Consider the following 20,730-nt stretch of genomic DNA (forward strand, 5'->3'; position numbering starts at 1 on the left):
GGGCACCTCGGTATCGGACAACGAAGACACCAGCCGCGCTACAAACGACGTTCTGTCAGCACCCCCAAGTCCTACGACCGCACAGGACATGGGCAGCTGGCCACCGCCCGGGGCGAGGGTGAAAGCGCCGCCGCCGCGCGCCGATGTGCCACCTGTGCACCCGTGCGCGGGGCGCTCTCTACATGCCTGCTCGGCACACTGATGAGTATCGGCTTCACCCGCGTCCAGCGGCAGGAGGTTTGGGCATGGCAGCACCGCGCATGACTCGGCGACACAGAGCGATCCTCCGGAGAATGGGCATACCGGCGGCCTCGATGGGGCGCGGGCGACGGGCGTGGGCCAGGGGACGCCGAAGGTCCAGGGCCCGGACGACGTGGATTCTGCTGTGCGTCTGCCTGATCATGAGTGCCTTCGGCTCCAGCACAACATCGATGGCCGCTGCCACCAAGCCGTCGGCCCAGCAATGCGACGAGGTGCCGACCGGCGTCGCCGCCCGCGATCACTGGCTGAGGTTCAGGGTGCCGCCCGGGCTCATGCCGGACCCCCAGTTCGACGGGCGCCCGGCGAGGATCCAGGTGCATCGCGTCCAGCCGGTGTACGCGAACGGCAAATGCCCAGGAGTGCCCAACAGGGCCGCAGTGCTGATCCACGGCCGCACTGTCACCGCCTCGCCAACCTTCGACCTGCGCCACCCCGCCCCGGAAGGCGGCTCGCTCAGCGTGCAGGAAGGGCTCGCGCGGGCGGGAATCGACACCTTCGCTCCGAGCCTGCTCGGCTACGGCCGCTCGACGCGCTTCGACGAGGGCCTGAACGATCCCGGCAACGCGAGCCTCAGGCCCTACAACCCGGACGGCACCTGTCCGCACCCTGAGGGGTGCGACCGTACCCACAACCCGATCTTCACCCTCGATCAGCAAGGGACCCTGCTCCTGACCAATCCGCTGGGCGGGGAGAGGCGCGCACACTCAAGCAATCACCGCTTTGCGGGCACCGACGTCTGGGTACGCGATATCCGCCAGGTCATCGACGACGCCATCACGCGCGCGCAGCCTACGGACGGCAAGGTCACCCTGCTCGGCTATTCGCTCGGCGGGCCGCGCGTCGGGCGGACGCTGTACGCAGCCAACCCCAACCCGCTCCTCCCCGGAAGCGCCGACGTCATCGCGAAGGTCAACCGTGCCGTGTTCATGGCGTCGATCTTCGGTGGGCCGACTGAGGAGACAGAGCCCTCGGCGGGCTTCGTCACGTTCCCGCTGACGCTTTCCAGCCGCTCGGCGACAGCGGCGCCGGCACCGGATGCCGAGGCCGAGTGCACCGGGCGCGTCATCCCCGGCAGCCAGGATCAGCTCTGGGAGCAGATCATGGAGCAGGACACCGAGGGGCGGAACTGGGGAGGTGACGATCCCGGCAACCCGACCGGCCTCAACCGCTCGCCGACGTTCTCCAGCTACGGCTGGAACACCGCCGTCGCGGGGCAGCTGACCCCGCCCACCCTGGTCCTCCACGGTCTCGAAGACACCACCGCGCCACCGGCCAACTCCAACTCCATCTTCAACGCGCTCCCGGCATCGATGACGAACAAGGTGCTCGTGCAAGTCCGGTGCGCGGGCCACCTGCTGCAGATGGACGGTTGCTCCGGCTCGCGCTGCACACCGGAGTCCGGAACGCCCTACGGCGGGCGCCCCGGCGAACCTTGGGCCGGCCCCCACGCCACGGTCAAGGCGGCGCTGATCGAGTGGATCAAGAGCGGGACCTTCAACGGCGCCGCGAACGGACAGTTCACCGTCGACGAAAGCGGTGTGGCCAGCGCCAGCCCGTAGAGCGACCCAGGGCCCTGAGATGACAGCGGTGAAGCTTCGCACGAGAGAACAGGGGGTGTGAACTGGCGACCTCGTGTAATCGACTGCCCCCCACTCCCTGGTGAGTGAGGCGCTGGGGTCACCGTGTGTGGTCGCCGTGGGCATGGTGGTGCCAGGCGCCAGGTGCCTCCGGCATCGGCGGCGGGGAATACGCGACAGTCGATTACGCGAGCTCACCAGTACCGAGGGCCGTTTCCTTGATCCCCTCGATCCAGCACGTCCGGGCGGCAAGAGGGAGCCCCGCCACCCTGCGCGCCACCTCCGACGCACCGCGGCAGCGCGAGTGCACGGCACCAAGTCCAGGAACCGAGCAAAGGGTCCGGTCCGAACACCGCACGACCGCTGCTCCCCATGGGCACTCAACGGTTCGGCATCCACGGTCGGGGAACCCCACCTGGTGCGCCGGATGGCGTCCGGCACGGTCCACTCAGACCTGCTGCAGCTGTGCCGGAGCATGTTCACGTCTGAACCCGGCCGGCCGCACGCCCGCAGTGGCACCTTTCAACGGACGATCAAGCCAGATTGCCCACGGGGTGTCCGGGCCAGCCAGGTGACCTTGGAGGCGAGCGCAGATCCTCTGCGCCAACAGGGCGTTGATCATGCATGGAGACCATGCCGCTTGGAACGCTTTGAAGCGTGTTGTACCCCTCACATCTCGCAGCGCGCCCTCGCGGAGGCGCTGGAGACCCCCGCCAGGGCGCTGCGCGCCGCGCCCACCCGCGAGGCGAAGACGAGCTGGAGGCGGCGCTGCGTGTGGCCCCGCCGCCGGCCGCGGCTCCGCGAAGCGCGCAGGAACCGGAAGCGCAGCAGAGGCTGAGGCACACCGGAGGCCGACCACGCCGTCCGCTCGTCCGCGGACTGCACGGGCTTGCTGCAGGATTCGGTGAACTCCTGCTCCGTCTGCTTCGGGATCGACGCCAGAGCCTGGCCCGGATCGGCACAGGAGGTGCCCTCCGGGACGACGGCCCCCACACCGTGCACCCGCACTCCCTCGGGGAGGAGACGGGGAGATCGCGTGAAGGTAGTGGCGGGGGTGGCGGCGATGCGACTAGGGCGCCGCCCAGCGCCGCTCCCCCGTTTCGGCAGGTCAGAAACAAGACCTGAATAATTGTCTGTTTTTCGACGCACCTGGCCGGTGTCAGACCCCCGCACCGGGAAGCAGGTACTTTACGCGCGCTCGATCTCCCTCTCCCTCCCCACGAGGTGCGTGCGTGCGCGAACTCTCCGTGCCGGCCCTTGCGACGGCTCCGCAGGTCGGTGGCCTGGCCGACGCCGTCTTCAACAACGCGGTGAAGACGCCGGACCGGGTGCAGCTCGGGCGCAAGACGGACGGCCGCTGGCAGGACGTGACCGCGGCGGCGTTCCGCGACCAGGTGCTGGCACTGGCCAAGGGCCTGCTCGCCCAGGGCATCCGGTTCGGCGACCGGGTGGCCATCATGTCCCGCACCCGCTATGAGTGGACGCTGTTCGACTTCGCGCTGTGGACCATCGGCGCCCAGCCCGTCCCGGTCTATCCGACCGCGTCCGCCGAACAGCTGGCCTGGATCCTGCACGACACCCGCGCGATGGGGTGTGTGGTCGAACAGGACGACCACGCGATGACCCTCGGATCCGTGATCGGCCGTACCCCGTGGCTGACCCGGGTGTGGCAGCTGGACGCCGGCGCCGTGGAGCAACTGACCACGGACGGCGCGCACATCGAGGACACCGTCGTGCACCGGCACCGCCTCGCGGTCACCCCCGAGGCCGTCGCCACGGTGATCTACACCTCCGGCACCACCGGCCGCCCCCGGGGCTGCGTGCTCACGCATGCGAACTTCATGGCCGAGTGCGACAACCTCATCGCCCGCTGGCGCCCGATCTTCGAGCCCGCGAACGGAGACCAGCCCTCCACCCTCCTCTTCCTGCCCCTCGCACACGTCTTCGGCCGCATGGTGGAGGTCGGGGCGATCCGGGTCGGCGCCCGGCTCGGGCACCAGCCTGAGATGAACGCCGACGTCCTGCTGCCCGACTTCGCCGCCTTCCGCCCCACCTTCATCCTCGCCGTGCCGTACGTCTTCGAGCGGGTCTTCGGCGCTGCCCGGCGCAAGGCCGAGAAAGCCGGGAACCTCGAGATCTTCGACAAGGCCGCCGACGTGGCGGTGCGTTACGCGGAGGCCCGCGAGCGGTATGCGTTCGGCACCGGTCCCGGCCCCACACCCGCCCTGCGCCTGCAGCACAAGCTCTTCGACGCCCTCGTCTACAGCAAGCTCCGTGCGGCGATGGGCGGACGCGTGCAGAACGCGGTGAGCGGCGGCTCGACGATGGGCCGCCGGCTCGGGCTGTTCTTCGACGGGGCCGGAGTGACGGTGTACGAGGGCTACGGCCTCACCGAGTCCACCGCGGCCGCCACCGCCAACCCGCCCGGGAAGGTCCGCTTCGGCACGGTCGGCCTGCCCGTCCCCGGCACCACGGTGCGCATCACCGACGAAGGCGAGATCATGCTGCGCGGCGGCACGGTCTTCTCCGGCTACCTGGACGACCCAGAGGCCACGGCGGCCGCGCTGCGGGACGGCTGGTTGGCCACGGGGGATCTTGGCTCGATGGACGAGGACGGTTATCTCACCATCACCGGGCGCAAGAAGGAGCTCATCGTCACCGCCAGCGGCAAGAACCTCTTGCCCTCGGTCCTGGAGGACCGGGTGCGGGACCACCCACTGGTCGAGCACTGCGTCGTCGTCGGCAACGACCGCCCGTACGTGACCGCCCTGGTGACCCTGGACCTGGAGGCCGTGGAGCACTGGCTCACCCTCCACAGCCGGCCGGCCCTCACACCTGCGGAGCTGGTGCGGGACCCCGAGCTGCAGGCCGAGGTGCGCCGGGCGGTGAGCGCGGCCAACACCCAGGTCTCCAGGGCGGAGTCGATCCGCGCCTTCCGTGTCGTCGCCGCCCCGTTCACCGAGGAGGAGGGGCTCCTCACCCCCTCGCGCAAGCTCAAGCGGCGGGCGGTCGAGGAGGCGCACGCCGCCGTGATCGAGGCCATGTACCGCCGCTGAGCTCCTCTGCCGGGGCCGGTGACGTCGGCGCTGGACGGACCCCTTGGCCCGATGCCGGCACATGTGAGCCCCGATGCCCGGCACATGTGAGAGTCGCGCCAAGGCTGTCTTCGCGGATCCGGTCGCCACCGCGTCGCCGTCCTCGTCCGCCAGGGGCTGCTGCCGATCGAGCTGGGCATCGTCCACCGGCCGTTCGGCCAGGCCCGCTCCGCCGCAGGCGACCTGCTGGACGAGGTCGTCACCCGCTCGCCGCCCACGACGGGGGCGGTCCGTACGGACGTGGACTTCACCACCAACGTCGCCCACGGACCCGAGCCCCTGGCCAAGGCCGACACCGTCTTCGTCCCCGCCTCGCACGAGGAGTACGAGCCCCGCACCGCCGAGCTGCACGCACCGCTGGCCGCTGCCTGGGGGCGCTGTCGCCTCGACTGGCTTGGTTGCACCCCGAGTTGGTGGATCCCGGGACGACACTGATCTACGCCGAACGCAAGGGGCAGCTGCGGTGGGGCGGGCTGATCTGGCAGGCTGAGCCAGAGGGCGACGAGCTGAAAGTGGAGGCAGCGGGGTGGACGTCCTACCTGCAGCAGCGGCACGACCTCGACGGTGAGCTCGGAGGCCGCGGCCCCTACGTACGCACTGACCCCTGCAAGACCGCACGCGACATCGTCGCCTACGCCCAATCGATCCCGGACGGCGACCTTGGCCTGCGCGTCGACTCAACTACGTCGAAGGCGATGGTCGGCACGCCCTCCGAGCCATGGCACTCACGCTGGTGGGAGACCCCGGTCCTCGGCGGTCAGTTCGACGACCTCGTGAAAGAGCCGACGCAGGGGACGCTGCGCGACACCATCGAGACCCCGCAGGGCGGGTCCTGCACTGTGGCCCTGCGGTACACCGACTGGTGGGTGAAGCTACGCGCACGGAGCTTGCCCGGCGTCGCTGGCTCCGCCAGTGACGCGGTAGCCGGCACCCCGCGACGGGCCGGTACCACTGACCTCCAAGCAGGTTCCGTGACGGCGGACAGCCTCGCCGCCGATGCGATCTCCGGCAAGCACATCACTGGCGGCACCATCGACGGCGCAATCGTCACCGGCAGCACCCTACGTACGGGAACAAGCGGCAGCCGCGTCATCGTTACGCCGAATCCACCGGCTCCCATGGAGCAAATCCCCTCACTGCTCCTGCACTCCGCCTCCGATATGGAGCAAGCACCCGGGAGCCTGCGCGCCAACATCAGGACGGACGGGAAGGCATATCCCGCCCTCGAACTGACCGCGCCCGCTGTCCAGCTCGACCGCTGGGAACGACCCGACATAGCCCAGCTGACCCTGCTCTCCCCTCAGCTCGACGTCCAAGGCACCAAGGTCACCGTGCGCACCGCTTCTTCCGGCGGTGATGCCACCACCACCCTCGCTCCCGAGAACATCACCGTCGGCACGTGGGTGTCCCACCGCGGTACGGACTGGTGCCCCATCCAGCTCTCGGCCAACGTCACCGAAGGGCAAGTGCCCCCTCAGGTTCGCGTTACGAGCCACCGCACCATCGAACTCTCGGGGTATGTCGACCTGAAGGACCCGGAAGTAAGGCGGGGGGTGGGCTTCGACGGCGTGAGCTGTAGAGCGGACTGAATTCCCCCACCACACAACTGCGGACCGCCCTCTGCCCGCCCAGCGCTCTGGGCTCCATCCCACGACTGGCGGTCGTACGGACCGGGCTCCAGATACCACTTGGTTCGCTCGGGGCCTGCTGGGATCGTTGTATGTCGAGTACCGTGAGGGCATGGGTGTATCGATGCGTGTGGTCGAATTGGAGTGCACTGCCCCCCTTGAACTGGGGAAATTCTGGAGCGCCGTATTGCAAGCCCCGATCGGACCGGGTGCAGACGGCGTATACATTTCCCCCCAAGGGGACGGTCACTCCATGTCGCTCTATCTGGTAGAGGAGCGAGGTGCCGAACGCCCCAGGAGCCGGACTCGCCTGTGGCTGAATCCCCAGCAAGGGTCACTCGCCAGCGAGGTGGAGCGGCTTACGGAGCTCGGGGCAGTGCTCATCGAAAAACGTTGGACGATGGAAACATGCGGTCTGGGCGTGGCGGTGATGGTCGACCCTGAAGGGAACGAATTCTGCATCGAGTCCAGCGACCGGGAGGTCGCTGAGGCGGAAAGACGTTTCGAGGATGAGTCTGATGACTTGGATGACCTGGGGCCGGGGGCCAGCGCCGAGGGGGTTGGCGTAGCGCTCGCCAGGATCACCCAGCCGCCCGAGTGACAGGGTCGGCTCCCCTCAAGCGATGAGCCGACCCCTCGCACTTACGGCTACCCGCAGAAGAGGCTCACCTTCGGACTCTCAACTATTTCTGAGCTGTACCGACCTTGATACTCAACTTGGAGCACGGACTGGGTGTAGTAGGTGTGCTTTTGGATGATGCCTGGGCACTTGTACGTGAGCTTGTGCGTCTTCCTGCACCATCCCCAGCCGCTGTCCTTGTGGGCGACTGTGCTGATGGCATTCATCAGGATGCTCGTCTGAAGTCGGCACTTGTCAGGCGCCGGAGTGGTGCATTTTGTGATTCTCCCCGCAGCGCCGATCGTCCCCTTGGTGAGGTACCCGGGAGCCTCTGCAGTGAACCAGCAGCCGACCACCCCCTTACCCTTCGCATCCCGAGCCACGACCGCTTGAGAAGAAGCAGTTCCCTCCTGCGCTGAAGCAGGCGCGGTGGATGCAGCGAAAGCGGTGAACGCCGCCAGACTTGCTAACGAGACCTTCACGATATTACGAATGGTTCCCCCTTGATCGATTCTCCCGAACCGCTCTACGCGGCCAGTCGGTCACCGCAATTTAATGCCGACTCGATAAACGTTCGATGAACAGATCGACAGGTGCCCACCATTCGCCAAAAGAAGTCCCCCATCACCAAGGTGGCCATAGCAGTTGTATGACCCCATCGCGCGCATCTGGAAAATACCGGCCCATGGGAACGTTCGTGACAGGCGATTCCGCTTCTCAGATGCCTAATGGTTCAACCAAGGCGAGCAGCACGTACTGCCAGCGCCATGCCAGGCGTCCTGTTCACCCACGAGTGGGCCCCACAGCTCCAGCAAACAGGGCCACGAGCATGCTCACTCTCGACAACCTCACATTTGCATCACCAAGGTGCGGTACCTCAAGCAGCGTCGATACCGATCTCCAGGGCATAAGCCCAATAGAGCCGTCGCTCGTGCCCGTAGAGTTATCGATGGCGCGAGGCAGCCAGGAGTGATTGCGGTGGCCGTGTCGCCGAACACCGAGCCCACGCTGTGGGAGTTGCACCGCGCCGTGTCGCAGCTGCGCGAGGATTTGCGCGGCGATCTCACTCAGCTCGCTGCCCGTCTCGATCACGTGGTCACCGAGGATGTCTACCGGGCAGACCAGCGGGCAGTCGAGCAGCGGATCGGCCTGGTCGAGGCAGGGCTGGCCGGCCTGGGTGGGGAGCATGAACAACTGGTGGAGCGGACGGCCCAGCAGCGTCGCGAGGATCAGGACCAGGCGGCTGCAACGCGCCGACTGGTGATCAGCTCGTTCGTTTCACCGCTGCTGGTAACAACGGTCCAGCTGTGGCTCGCCTCGCGGGGGTCGGCTCTGTAGCAACGGAGCCACATATCAATGGATTTGAGGCGCGGGGAGATTGAGAGCGCCAGCGTTGGCGACACCCATGAGCCCCGATCGCCTGGTCACGGTCCTTCGCGCCGAGGGCGTGAAGGTCGTGGAACGGCCGGGATGGCGTGGCCACAACCGTAATCACAAGGGCCCGTGGGGCCCGGTGAACGGGGTGATGATCCACCACACTGTCACGTCGGGCACGCCCAGCGCGGTCAGCGCGGTCAGCGCGGTCAGCGCGGTCAGCGCGGTCAGCGCGGTCAGCGCGGTCAGCGCGGTCAGCGCGGTCAGCGCGGTCAGCATCTGCGAGAACGGCTATTCGGGCCCGACGGGTCCGCTGTGCAGCCCACCGTCACAGGCACGTTCCGCGCCGACGCCCTGGTGAAGAAGGTACCGAAGAGGGCCCGGCAGAAGCTCTTGGCCGGACGCGGCGCGAAGGGACAGCGGTTCTACGACTGGGCCGTCATCGACCTCTCCGAGGAGGCACCGGGCCACCACCAGCTGCTGATCCGCCGCAACCGCACCACCGGTGAACTCGCCTACTACCGCTGCCATTCCACCACGCCGGAGAAGGGCCTGGCCGGCCTCGACGAGCACCAGGTCCGCCGCTACCCCTCCTGGACCCGCTGGGTCACCCTCGCGATGCTCGCCCACGCCTTCCTCGCCGTCATCCGCGCCGACGAACACACACACCGCCCCACGCCGGACAACCTGATCCCGCTGACCTGCAACGAGGTCCAGCGCCTGGTCATCAGTATCGCCGTTCGGCCCATCCATGGTCAGGCCCACCGGCTCGACTGGTCCCACTGGTCCGACTGGTGACGCCGCCACCAGGCACGATCGCGAGCCAGTCATTACCGCCGACAAGCCGCACTTCAGACATGAAGATCACGATCTACAGCTGGAGTATTAGGGGGCTACAGCGAGTGGACACCAACTCATCACTTCGGCACCACCACTCTTGCTGGCCGCCTGACCAGCCCGCCTCCGATGCCCCCGAGGGGTAGTCGACTGTCCGAATTTCATGGCCTGACGACCACTCAAGACTCAGGCCGACACACAGATCGGGGCGCTCCTATCGCTCCCCAAGTTCGTTGGCCTGTAAGCCGCAAGGACGCCGCAGGGTGGAAGACGATGTCCAACCCGCTGCTCGAGGCGCCCCCACGATGTCACCGCCGCACAGGAGGAGGCGGTCACGCCAACGCCATCTGCGCAGTTCCTTCGGACAGCTCTGGGTCCGGCAACGAGATCGAGAGACATATCCCGTTAAGCCAGCTTGTAGAGCTGTCTGCGAGCATTAGACAATTCATGTCACCCGATTGCCCTGTGATGCCGGCTTTTGGCGATGTTCAACTGAGCAACCAACCTATGAGCAGCTTTTGACAAGAACTTCACCCACCTTTAACCTCACCGAGCACTCAAGGCCGCATCAGAGCGCCTTGGATTAGGATTCCCGTGGGGGGAAATCTAAGTGTCAAAAAAGAAGAGAGCTGCAGCAATTGTCGGGATCAGCGGGGCACTTCTGCTCGCTACCGCGCCGGCGGCTTGGGCAAACTGGACTAGCTCCATAAACGACGGAGGGGCGGGATTCGAGTCCCGACGCTGGGCCGACGGATCCTACTCCCAGCTCTGGTGGGATAACTGCTCCGTTTCAGGATCGGGCGCCTTCTATCTCAATGCTGACGTTCAGTACTACGAAGACATTTCTTTCCAGCCCGACGATGCGTATGACGAAAAGCGTTTCTCTGCGTGCTTCGAGAACTGGTCAACCCCATCCATGGGTGAGTGGCACAATCTCCCGAATGGCGACTTCTACTTCACCATCACAGGCGTCAGCAACAAATCTGGGGCTGCGTACGCCGACGTGGAACACGTAACCGTGGACACCACCGCAGCTGACCAGTAAGATTTTTTGCTTGCACGCATCCGGCATGAGCGCGCGATTTCAAGCGAGAGCATAACCGGAACGCGCGCATCCATGGAATACAAACCCCGCCGCCGGCCCTGACAAAGTCCGGCGGCGGGACGGTCGTCACCATAACCACATCCATCGCAATCCCACTTCGAGTTCGTGCAAACGCAGCTGCGCATGCAAGCACGGATACCTTCCTCTCTCGGAGATATCCATTGAGATTCTTTCTGCGGTTTCGTAGTAGCAGCGCGGCTTGGGGTGCGCTCTTTGCGATTCCGCTTACGCTCTTCTATTATTTCGTCACCGTATCCAGGCTCATCGATGATGACCTACACTACGCCCCGACCGCAGTTTCTTATGCGCTCACCCCTATGTACGCCTTTGCGTATGCTGTGGCCTCCTGTCTGGGAGCTTGGGAAAGCGGCAGGCTCGAGAGCGGCGGAGTATGGGCTCTCGCCCCGGCCCGCTCGCGCTACCGCGTTGCAGCCGACGTGCTTTTGCCCGTGGCGTGCATTTCCTCGTTGATGGTGGTTCTCCCTGCCGTCCTCGCGCTCGTCGAGTCAGGGGCCGTCCCCACCATTGGCAGCCTTGGGCCGCTCGCTCTGGCTGTGATCCTTTGCTGCGCGCATGCTGTCATCGGCTTCGGTGTCGGCAAGGTGGTGCCGCGGTCCATCGCCGCACCGATCCTCGCGGTTGCCGTCTGGATTCTCGTGGCCTTCTCTCGGAGCATCCTTCCGTATTGGCCCCGGCACATCTCCGGTCAGTTCTCAAGCCGCCTTATGTTCGGTGAAGAGGCCACTCTGGCCTCGCTCTTGCCGCACCTGCTGTTCACCGGCGGAATTGGAGTTGCAGTCGCAGCACTGTGGCTCCCCCTTCGACACGGACTCGTCCGTGTGCCGCTGGCGGCCGTCACCGCGATCGCCTCGATGGTGGGCGCCACGAACATCGTCAGCGACTGGGACCACGATCCGCCGCTGGCGATCGGGCGCGGCGCCATGCGCTGTACGGGATCAGCCCCCGTGGTGTGTATGCCGGAAGAGAAGTCGACGCGACTGAACGCTGTCCATCGCGCAGCAGTGTCCGTACTTTCGGATTTCAAGGCGGCGGGTGTGGACAGGTCTCCTACAAAGATCACCGACAGCATTAACAACGGCCGGTTCACCGTGCGTTCCACACCCGAAGTGTGGCAACTGCGTCTGTCCTCCGCGGCAGCCAGCGGGAGAGTGCGGTACCTCCTCACCGGGGCTGCCATAAGCTGGCCGTGTTCCCGCCCCGATCCCGTGATCGCGGGAGCTGTCTCTGCTTGGGCAGCAAAGACCACCGGCGAGGAAACCGCCTGGCGCCACCAGAATGGTCAGGAACGGGATCCCGCCTCACAGGCCGCCCGTATCCGGACCGCTTCGAAAAACCTGCTCGACGCCGCTCTTGCCAAGCCGGCACCCGAGCAGGCCCGGTGGTTCGAGCAGAGCCGCATCCAGGCTTGCCGCAAGGGCGCGTGACTCCGTGATCTGGTGGATCAAGACACGCCGTGCTCACTCAGTCCTGCCTGCTGCGCTGGCCGGCTATCTCCTCTACGTACTGGTGTCGCGGAACACGTTCGTGCCGTTGCCCTCCATCGTGGGGGCAAGCAACGTGGTGCTTTCTTCCTTCGCCCCCATACCGGTCGTCGTGGGGCTGGCGATGTCTCTGTCGTCCCGGCTTCCCGCGGCCGAGGCTTCCGGAACGAGGCAGATCCCGCGCATGGACGCGGTATTGGCCACTACCGTCGTAGCAGCAGCAGTCGCGATCGGACTTCTGCTCATGAACGTCACTGATGCCACTCAAGCGGCAGCGGCCGGCCGCAACACAGCATTTCTCGTTGGGCTCTTCCTCTGCGCCAAAGCTGTTGTGGGACAGCGTGCTGTCCTCATCCCGGTGGCATGGCTCATGGCCGTGGTACTTCTCGGATTCCGTGCCTCGGGCGACCCCTATCCCTGGACTATCGTCCCCGAGCCTGCGGGCGCACCGCATGCCGCCATCGGCGCCGCAGTGTTGTTCCTGGCCGGGATCATGACCCTGCTGCGTACTTCAAGGAAGCTCTCATGACCGTGGAACTCACCGCCTGCACCTACGCCTACGGCCGCCGGAAAGCTCCCGTTCTGGAGGATTTCAACTACCAACTCCCCGAGGGCCTCACCATCTTGCTCGGCCCCAACGGAGCAGGGAAGTCGACCCTCCTCAAGCTTGCTGCAGCTGTCGTGCAACCCCGATCCGGCGACATCACCTTCGGCCGTTTGTCCTCCCGCTCCAAGGCGTACCGCACCACCGTTGCCTGGATGCCGCAAAACATCAGCGCCATGCCCAGTCTCACAGTGCGCGAATACGTCGCTTACGTGGGATGGCTCAAGGGAATGAGCCGGAGCGACGCCTGGGACCGATCTGCCGAAGCGGTCGCCAGCGTCGAGCTCACGGACAAGTCCGATGCCAAAACCGATCAACTTTCTGGTGGACAGCTGCGCCGTGTTGGCGTCGCGAGTGCGCTGGTCCATGACGCCCGTGTTCTCCTCCTCGACGAACCCACGGCCGGAATGGACCCACATCAGCGACGGGTCTTCCATAACCTCCTCAACGGACTCACCGACCGAGTACAGGTCTTGTTGTCCACCCACGACGTCACCGACCTCGCCGAAGAAGCAGACCACGTGGCGGTGTTGCACGGTGGCTCCCTGCTGCACTCGGGCACCACACCCTCCTTTCTCGCCCACGCCCCACAGGGCAGCGCCCCCGCCCGCCTGGCCGAAGAGGCATATACCTCCCTGTTGGGGAGCCGTGCCAGCATCTAACGCCCGGGGGCGACCAGGTAGATCGTGGCGGTCTTCTCATAGCGGGTGGCGATCCCACGCCACTGCTTCAGGCGGTTGGTCCACCGTTCAACTGTGTTGGGCTGCTTGTTCGCCTCGCGGCCGAAGGCGGGGTGGCTGGCCGCCCCAGCTGCCTCGCCGCAACCAATGTCAACATCGGCCTGGACGCGGCCGAGGTGAGCGGCTTCACGGACGCCGCCGGCGGCCCCGGCTGCTGCTTCTCACCGTGGAGCGCGTTGACCCGAGCCCCGTGGTGACGTCGTGCAGAAGCGCCATCCGTGCGCAGACAGGCTGTTCAGCTTGCTCCCGCCGCCATGTCCTTGGCGTGGGCGAGGACGCCGTCAACAGCCTGGCTCGCCGGTCGAAGGACTCCACGACGGTGAACGGCTCGTACAGGACGCGACTGAGTTCCTGAGCAGGAAACGCGGTCCGAGCCTGGAGGTTGACGATCGCGGTCAACTCGTCTTTGGCATCCCGCAGGCGGTTCGCGCATCGTGTCGAAGCAAACCACCTGCTCATGCAGCTTTGCGGGCAGCTCTGAGTCTTCATTCGCCCCGGGCAGTTCGCTTAGCCCGGCAGCTTTGAAGGAAGGTCGCACTTGGCCTCCTTGTGGGCGGCGCGAGCGAACTCTGTGGCCAGGTCGATGAGCTTCTGCCGGACTTCAATGTCTGAGCCCTCCAGGGGTTTCAGGGCCAAGGCGAACACGGTGAGGTTGTGGGGCTCCTTGCTCGCTCTTCACTGGAGTAGTAGGGGACGTAAAGAGCGGCCAGGTCCGCGGTCAAGAAGCCCCTAACACCAGCGTTGAAGTACGTACGCTTCCCGTCGGCGGCCGGAGGCAGGTCGTGCCCCGCCCACCTCCGCCAGGGCTTGGCAACGCCCGTGTCGGCTGTGAGATGGAGGAGTGGCTCGTCGTCGTCACCCTCCGCGTTGCAGGAGTTCAGGTAGCTGTAGTCCGGTGTCGGTCTCCACGTCTCGCTGAAGTGGTAGTTGGTGGCTCGTGGTAGCGCGGGGTTGAAGATTCTGGCGGTCGCCTGCGGTCGGGCACGTGGCGGCAGCGACGCACCAGTGCTGTGGCCCCTGGTACATGACGAGGAGCCGCTGCACCCCACGCTCCCCCGCCTGCGCTACCAGCTCCCCCTCACCTCCGTGAACCAGCGAGCGGTTGTGGATGCTGTTCGCCAGTACGTGCCCCAGCTGTGGCTCGGCGAGTCCCAGCGGGAGCGCGTCCACCTGGGCAAGCCCGACATCAAAGGCCACCGGGAACGCACCCGCAACCACACCGGCTGACCTTGGAATCAACGAGACCGCTCTGGCCAGCTGGGTGTCCCGCAGGGCCGCCGGGACCGGGGCTGCCGACGAGAGCGAGGAACTCGCGCGGTTGCGGCGGGAGAACGCCCAGCTGAAGAGGGGCGAGACGGGCACGGGCGCCGCCTGGTGGTCTGCAACGGCTATCACCAGCCAAGGAAAGTCACCACCGCGGCCGTATCGGTGGAGGTGAAAGCCCCGAGGGTGAACGATAAGCGCGTTGACGAAGCCACCGGCGAGCGCAAGCGCTTCTCCTCGGCCATCCTGCCGCCCTGGTGCCGCAAGTCCCCGGAGATCAGCGAGGTGCTGCCCCTGCTCTATCTCCATGGCCTGTCATCCGGCGACTTCGTGCCCGCGTTGGAGCAGTTCCTCGGCTCGGCGGCTGGCCTCTCACCCGCGACGGTGACTCGGCTCACCCAGCAATGGCGAGCCGACCACCAGGCGTTCGGCGAGCGCGATCTGTCTGCCAGCGACTACGTCTACGTATGGGCGGACGGCATCCACCTGCGCATACGCCTGCGGGAGGCGAAGTCATGTGTGCTCGTGCTGATGGGCCTGCGCGCGGACGGCACCAAGGAGCTGATCGCGATGAGCGACGGCTACCGCGAATCTGCCGACTCCTGGGCGGATCTCCTGCGCGACTGTGCGCGGCGAGGGATGCCCGCTCCCCTTCTCGCGGTCGGCGATGGGGCGCTTGGATTCTGGAAGGCCCTGGCCGAGGTCTTCCCCGAGACGCGCCATCAAAGATGCTGGGTTCACAAGATCGCCAATGTCGCGAAAGCCCTGCCGAAGTCCGCCCAGCCCGGTGCGAAGAAGGCCCTGCAGGAGATCTACAACGCCGAGGACCGTGAGCACTCCGTGAAGGCGATCGCGGTGTTCGCCCAGACCTACGGTGCCAAGTTCCCCAAAGCCGTCAAGAAGATCACCGACGACGTGGACGAACTGCTGGCGTTCTACGACTCCCCCGCCGAACACTGGATCCATCTGCGGACCACGAATCCGATCGAGTCGACCTTCGCCACCGTCCGCCTGCGTACGAAGGTCACCAAGGGCGCCGGCAGCGCGGCCGCCGCCCTGGCCATGGTCTTCAAGCTCATCGAGTCCGTCAGGCCCGCTGGCGGGCCGTGAACGCATCGCACCTCGTCGCCCTCGTCCGGGCCGGAGCCCGCTTCGAACTCGGCCAACTCCTCGAACGCCCCGAAACCCACGCAGCCTGAACTGCCCCACGATCCAGAGATCTTGACCACTGATATCGCATCACTTCAGGATCAGGCTGTCGCGGAGAGGACCCCAAGGGCCGTCGCAACGTTCGACGACAGGTCGGTCATCGCATCCAGCACCAACCGGTGATCGACCCACGAGGCGAACTCCTCCCGCAGACGTTCCACCACCTCCCACGTCGGCTCAGCGAAGCCCTCGATCCCCCGGGACCGATTCTCCAACCGACGGCGGTGCACCACCGGATCCGAACACACCACCTCGATGAACACCACCGGCACACCATGACGATCCGCCAGCGACCGCCACTGTCCCCGCGCCGCCTCCACGGCGTTGACCGCATCGACGATCACGGTTTGCCCCAAGCCGAGCACACCATCAGCCACGGCCTCGGCCACGACATACGCCGCCAGGCCCGTGGGCTGGTCACGGGCCACCCCCGCACGCCACATCGCCGCCTCGATCGGGTCCACCGACACGACCGGAGCAGCCAGCTTGCGCCCCAACGCCTCGGCGACCGAACTCTTCCCCGCGCCGGGCAGCCCCGCCATCGCGATCAACATGACAACACCCTCGCACGCCCGACCGAACCGCCGGCCATCAACGCCAGAACGGCACAGGCATCTGCATCCCGAGTCATCAAGTCACGCGACGACATCCACAGGAATTGACAATTACTCTGCTCGTTGGACAGGTCGGTCTTGTAGGGCTTGCGCTCGCTCTCCGTGTTCAGCCCAGCACGCCCGAGCCCGCCGACCGGCTGGGATACCGCGTCCCCTGCGTTCAGATGACGACAAACACCTGCCAACTCATATGCCGCCCTCTGAGATGGAAGTTGGCAGTGCCGCCTCCGCGCGACAGCTGTGTCGTCCGACATGGGTATGGCCGTGGCTGCGACATGAAGTAAGTCAAGGAGCGTCCTCGGGCAGGTCCGGGTACAGGCTGGTCACGCGATGTCGTCCGCCGTACGGACGTGCGCGCGGGATAGGGAAGTTGCGCGCGGTGCCGACATGGTGAACGTACAAGGCTGGCCGGGTCCTGCGCCCCGCGTGAGCCACGGGCCGGCGGGCTGGTCCGCGTTGGCTATCCGTAGCCCGGCGACTGGCGTCTAGGCTTGTCGGGCGCAGTCGAATTGTGATCTGGGGGGAGCACGATGGCCTACGTGCAGCATCTCTCGGTGCGTGTCCCGTGGCACGACACGGGTTGGGAGGGCACGGTCTGCGCTGACCCGGTGGCCAACCATGCGTGCGTCATGCTCGGCAACATCGCCAAGGACCGCGACGACCAGCACGAGGCAGTCCACCGCGGACAGGCGTGGAGCGCGCTTGGGGAGAAGATCCCGCCGTGCGCCTTGGAACGCGGCAGCTTCATGGGCGACCGCGCCCATACAGTGCAGCGCACCCACCCCTATGCCTGGTCCCTCAAGGAACTGCGGCCCGCCAGCCTGCCCATTCCGGCGTACTCCGTCCACGCCATCCCCTACTTCTGGCTCAACCGCAGCAACGCCGAGGAGACCGTTCTCACGGAGCACCCCGTGACCCGGTACCGCGCCGAAGCCGAAGACGACATTGCTCGGCACTTCCGTAAGAGGGCGATGCCGTGGGTGATGCACGGCGAGAACCAGCAGGCGATCATCGAAGCGTTCTTCCGGCATGTCACACCCGACGAGACGCTGATCTTCTTCTACCTCAAGCACTCCCCGTTCGAGGACCAGCCCCGGCGCATGCTGGTCGGGGCCGCGACGGTAACCGGCAAAACCGCGCCGGAGCCGTGGCCTGGATCCCACGCCAGCACGTTTCCCAGTCACATGTGGGAGACCACACTCCGGCACAGCCTGCGCCCCGACGGCACCGGCGGCATCCTGCTGCCCGTCCAGGCCCTGGCTGCCCTGGCCGCCCGTGGTACGGATGTGGCCGCAGCCCTGGCCGTGGCCCCCGAGTCCGGCCGGAACTTCTCTTACGCCACTGAGCATGTCTCCCCGGACTGTGCGGTGGCGTCCCTGATGGAGCTCCACCGCGCGGCGGGGGCAGCCATCGCCCTGGGGGACCCCGCCGTCGGCATCCCCGAGGCGTCACTCCAGTGGCTGGACGCACAACTGGCCCGCGCATGGGAGCGCCGCGGTCCCGCCCCTGGACTTCCGGCGGTCCTTCCGCGCCTCGGGTTCCGGCATCCCACCTTCGCCGCTCACCGGCTGGTCTCCGCGGTCGACGACGGCGGAGACCCGTGGCCGCTGCTGGAGGACCTCCTGGAGGGACGCGCGGTCCGACCCGACCTCGCTGAGCTGGTGACCACGACGCGCCGCGCGATCTGGAAGGGCACGAGCGAACTCGACCGACGCGCTCTGCGGACCCTCTCCCGCTTCGATCTGACCTCCGAGACGGTCACCCGCGTCCTGGACGGCCACACCGGCGTACCCATCAGCGCCGAGGACTTGCTGGACAATCCCTATGACCTCGTGACCTGCACCGTCGATGACGGCGACCCCATCGCCTTCGAGACAGTGGACCGCGGCCTCTTCCCCGACCTGCAGCTCGCCGAGCACCACCCGCTGCCCCTCACACAGCCCTTCGACGACGCCAACGACCGCCGCCGCCTCGACGCCGCGATCACCACCGTGCTGGCCCGCGCCCAGGTGGAGGGACATACCCTCCTCCCGTTCGAGCAGACAGTCGAGCGCCTCGCCCTTTTGACCGTCACCGCTCCGCTCGCCACCGAGAGGACGATCCTGACGTCCCTGGGCCTGGCCCCGGGCGCGCTGCCGCCCTCCGACAGCGAGGAAGTACCCGAGCCCTGGAGCCAGCTGCGGCGTGCCGACATCGACGGCGGCGAGTCCGCCTACAAGCTGGCCTCGGCCGCCGTGCGCCGCGACTTCATCCGTGACCGCCTCAACCAGGTCCTCACAGCCCCGCCCCACGCCGTCCCCTCCGACCTGCCGGCGACTCTCGACCAAGCACTCGGAGACCTGGCGGCCGATGGGGACTCGGATGCCGAGCAGCGAGCGCGTGAGGAGAAGACCGCCGCGTTCGAGGAGATGTACAAGCGGCGCGTGACCCTCTTGAACGGCCCAGCAGGCACCGGTAAGACCACGCTGATCCACGCACTGGCCAAACGGCCCGAGGTGCTGAAGCGAGGATTGCTCCTGCTGGCCCCGACCGGCAAGGCGCGCGTGCAGTTGGAGCAGAAGGTCGGCCATGGAGCCTTCACGCTCGCCCAGTTCCTGCGCACACGGGAACGCTACGACGATCAGTCCGCCCGCTACCTCACCAACCCGGATGCGGACCGGATGCGGGTGGGTACGGTCGTGGTCGACGAGGCGTCCATGCTCACCGAGGACATGCTCGCCGCTCTGCTGGATGCCGTCGACGTCACCGATCGGCTGGTTCTGGTCGGCGACCCGCGCCAGCTGCCGCCGATCGGCGCCGGACGGCCGTTCGTGGACCTCGAACGGCGCCGTCGGCCCGACAGTATGCCGTGGCCCCGCAGAGCCCCAGGCTGGGCCGAGCTGACGGTACTGCGCCGCCAGCGGGGCCAGGATCGCGACGACCTCGCGCTCGCCCACTGGTACAGCGGCGACGGGCGCCCTGACGACGCCGAGGATGTGTGGCGAAAGCTCCTGGCCGGACAGGACATGCCGACCCTACGGGCGGTTGCCTGGGACGGCCGCAAACCCGCCGACGTCCTCAAGGACGTGCTGCGGAAAGAGTTCGGCGTCCACGACGAGCTCACCTTCGCCCATTCCTACGGCGCCGGCACATGGACGAGTGCAGGCGGCAGGCAATACCCCGACTACTCCACCGCGCCGGCCGTATGCGACCGGTGGCAGGCGCTGTCGCCGACTCGCGGCAGGGCACACGGGACCACTGACCTCAACCGCTACCTAAAGCAGACCTTCCGTCAGCAGGCCCTGGCAAAGGCGAAGGTCCGCCACTACGCACGGCGCGTTCCCGAGCCGCTCGGTCCCGAACAGATCGTCGTCGGCGACAAGGTCGTCAACACCCGCAACCAGCCGCTGTACGCCTACGAGCCGCAGAGCGGGACCGGAGAGAAGAAGTACGTCGCCAACGGCGAGCTGGGGGTGGTCACCGGCCAGCTGACCTCGAAGGCGTCGCGTACGCCCCCCTGGCAGACCCACGTCGAGTTCTCCTCGCAGCCGGGCCTGAGGTTCACCGCCGCAGGAGCCGGCGGGGACGACGATCCGGCCATGGAACTGGCCTGGGCACTGACCGTCCACAAGAGCCAGGGCAGCGAATTCGGCACGGTCATCCTGATGCTGCCCGCCAACCTGCAAGGCGTCTCCCGCGAGCTGCTCTATACGGCGCTGACCCGCCAGACCGAGAAGGTGATCATCTGCCACGAAGGGCCGTTGAACGAACTGCGGGAACTGGCGCGGCCCACCGCTTCGGACACCGGCCGCAGGCTGACCGACCTCACCAGGGCACCCAAACCTGTCCCGGTGGTCGACCAACAAGGTCGCCGCATCGGACTGTTCGACGCCAACCTGATCCACATCACCCATTTCGGCCTGCCGGTACGCAGCAAAAACGAGGTCATCATCGCCGACCTGCTGCAGCGCCACGCACAAGGGCGCTTCACATACGAGCAGCCCCTGATCGGACGTGACGGCAGGAGGAAGTTTCCCGACTTCACCATCACCACCGACACCCCGGACAGACCCGTCTACTGGGAGCACTTGGGCCTGCTCGAGAACCCGACCTACGCCCGGAAGTGGGAGGAGAAGAAGGCCTGGTACGCCGAGCAGGGCATCCTCCCCGGCGGTGGGCCGCATGGGGTGCTACTGGTCACCGACGACCTGCACGGAGTGAAGGAGGACGATTGGGAGGCCGAGTTCAAGAAAGTCTTCGGGGCAGCGACCAGTATCCGACCGCGGCGAATCACCCGGAGGCCACGCCCCTAGCAACGGTCCG

The 20,730-nt window shown here is 66.7% G+C and carries 14 protein-coding genes and 4 pseudogenes; 15 read left to right on the forward strand and 3 right to left on the reverse strand.

Annotated elements, in window-relative coordinates; all coding sequences use genetic code 11:
- Positions 1–431 precede the first annotated feature (431 nt).
- On the forward strand, positions 432–1,820 hold the full coding sequence (locus FCH28_RS24450; protein WP_136742278.1) for an alpha/beta fold hydrolase: 1,389 nt from the start codon (positions 432–434) through the stop codon (positions 1,818–1,820).
- Positions 1,821–2,507: 687 nt separating this feature from the next.
- On the opposite strand, the gene FCH28_RS24455 is transcribed toward FCH28_RS24450, so the two are convergent.
- Positions 2,508–2,840, reverse strand: coding sequence for a hypothetical protein (locus FCH28_RS24455; protein ID WP_136742279.1), 333 nt, complete (start codon positions 2,838–2,840; stop codon positions 2,508–2,510).
- A 230-nt stretch (positions 2,841–3,070) separates the two neighbouring features.
- On the opposite strand from FCH28_RS24455, the gene FCH28_RS24460 reads away from it, so the two are divergent.
- The 11 genes and pseudogenes from FCH28_RS24460 to FCH28_RS24510 all read left to right on the forward strand — a co-directional run bounded on the left by FCH28_RS24460 (position 3,071) and on the right by FCH28_RS24510 (position 13,264).
- Positions 3,071–4,894: an AMP-dependent synthetase/ligase gene (locus FCH28_RS24460; protein WP_136742281.1), complete on the forward strand. Its 1,824-nt coding sequence runs from the start codon at positions 3,071–3,073 to the stop codon at positions 4,892–4,894.
- A gap of 279 nt (positions 4,895–5,173) precedes the next feature.
- Positions 5,174–5,368: a hypothetical protein gene (locus FCH28_RS39920; protein WP_136742282.1), complete on the forward strand. Its 195-nt coding sequence runs from the start codon at positions 5,174–5,176 to the stop codon at positions 5,366–5,368.
- Positions 5,332–6,522, forward strand: a complete 1,191-nt coding sequence (locus FCH28_RS24470; RefSeq protein WP_169314245.1) for a hypothetical protein — start codon at positions 5,332–5,334, stop codon at positions 6,520–6,522. Before FCH28_RS39920 ends, FCH28_RS24470 begins: the two co-directional genes overlap by 37 nt.
- A 151-nt stretch (positions 6,523–6,673) precedes the next feature.
- Entirely contained in the window at positions 6,674–7,162 is a 489-nt protein-coding gene (locus tag FCH28_RS24475; RefSeq protein ID WP_136742285.1) for a VOC family protein, read from the forward strand.
- Positions 7,163–8,158: 996 nt separating this feature from the next.
- Positions 8,159–8,518, forward strand: a complete 360-nt coding sequence (locus tag FCH28_RS24480) for a hypothetical protein (RefSeq protein WP_136742286.1) — start codon at positions 8,159–8,161, stop codon at positions 8,516–8,518.
- A 55-nt stretch (positions 8,519–8,573) separates the two neighbouring features.
- A pseudogene (locus FCH28_RS39405) lies at positions 8,574–8,762 on the forward strand (peptidoglycan-binding protein); the annotation flags it as partial.
- Between the two features lie 116 nt (positions 8,763–8,878).
- Positions 8,879–9,415: pseudogene (locus FCH28_RS24490) on the forward strand (IS701 family transposase); the annotation flags it as partial.
- A 586-nt stretch (positions 9,416–10,001) separates the two neighbouring features.
- Positions 10,002–10,436, forward strand: a complete 435-nt coding sequence (locus tag FCH28_RS24495) for a hypothetical protein (RefSeq protein ID WP_136742287.1) — start codon at positions 10,002–10,004, stop codon at positions 10,434–10,436.
- A 221-nt stretch (positions 10,437–10,657) separates the two neighbouring features.
- Entirely contained in the window at positions 10,658–11,941 is a 1,284-nt protein-coding gene (locus FCH28_RS24500; protein WP_136742288.1) for a DUF7224 domain-containing protein, read from the forward strand.
- 4 nt (positions 11,942–11,945) lie between these two features.
- Entirely contained in the window at positions 11,946–12,527 is a 582-nt protein-coding gene (locus tag FCH28_RS24505) for a hypothetical protein (protein ID WP_136742289.1), read from the forward strand.
- A complete protein-coding gene (locus tag FCH28_RS24510; protein ID WP_136742291.1) occupies positions 12,524–13,264 on the forward strand; it encodes an ABC transporter ATP-binding protein in 741 nt (246 codons plus the stop codon). Before FCH28_RS24505 ends, FCH28_RS24510 begins: the two co-directional genes overlap by 4 nt.
- Before the next feature lie 14 nt (positions 13,265–13,278).
- On the opposite strand, the pseudogene FCH28_RS40125 reads toward FCH28_RS24510, so the two are convergent.
- Positions 13,279–13,420, reverse strand: a pseudogene (locus FCH28_RS40125) (IS5/IS1182 family transposase); the annotation flags it as partial.
- A 927-nt stretch (positions 13,421–14,347) separates the two neighbouring features.
- On the opposite strand from FCH28_RS40125, the gene FCH28_RS24520 reads away from it, so the two are divergent.
- Together FCH28_RS24520 and FCH28_RS24525 are read left to right on the forward strand one after the other, a co-directional pair.
- Complete coding sequence (locus FCH28_RS24520; protein ID WP_136742292.1) at positions 14,348–14,569, forward strand: hypothetical protein; 222 nt, start codon at positions 14,348–14,350, stop codon at positions 14,567–14,569.
- 126 nt (positions 14,570–14,695) lie between these two features.
- A pseudogene (locus FCH28_RS24525) lies at positions 14,696–15,804 on the forward strand (IS256 family transposase); the annotation flags it as partial.
- Positions 15,805–15,855: 51 nt separating this feature from the next.
- Here the strand turns inward: FCH28_RS24525 and FCH28_RS24530 are convergent.
- Complete coding sequence (locus tag FCH28_RS24530; RefSeq protein WP_136742294.1) at positions 15,856–16,368, reverse strand: P-loop nucleotide/nucleoside kinase family protein; 513 nt, start codon at positions 16,366–16,368, stop codon at positions 15,856–15,858.
- Positions 16,369–16,958: 590 nt separating this feature from the next.
- Here FCH28_RS24530 and FCH28_RS24535 point away from each other — a divergent pair.
- On the forward strand, positions 16,959–20,720 hold the full coding sequence (locus FCH28_RS24535) for an ATP-dependent DNA helicase (protein WP_136742295.1): 3,762 nt from the start codon (positions 16,959–16,961) through the stop codon (positions 20,718–20,720).
- Positions 20,721–20,730 lie beyond the last annotated feature (10 nt).

Source organism: Streptomyces piniterrae, assembly GCF_005048155.1.
Lineage (GTDB): Bacteria > Actinomycetota > Actinomycetes > Streptomycetales > Streptomycetaceae > Streptomyces > Streptomyces piniterrae.

Excerpts from the sequence above, each read along its gene's own strand:
- FCH28_RS24530 (WP_136742294.1), bottom strand. The coding sequence starts at position 16,368 with ATGTTGATCGCGATGGCGGGGCTGCCCGGCGCGGGGAAGAGTTCGGTC.
- FCH28_RS24510 (WP_136742291.1), top strand. The coding sequence starts at position 12,524 with ATGACCGTGGAACTCACCGCCTGCACCTACGCCTACGGCCGCCGGAAA.
- FCH28_RS24475 (WP_136742285.1), top strand. The coding sequence starts at position 6,674 with ATGGGTGTATCGATGCGTGTGGTCGAATTGGAGTGCACTGCCCCCCTT.
- FCH28_RS24535 (WP_136742295.1), top strand. The coding sequence starts at position 16,959 with ATGGCCTACGTGCAGCATCTCTCGGTGCGTGTCCCGTGGCACGACACG.
- FCH28_RS24450 (WP_136742278.1), top strand. The coding sequence starts at position 432 with ATGGCCGCTGCCACCAAGCCGTCGGCCCAGCAATGCGACGAGGTGCCG.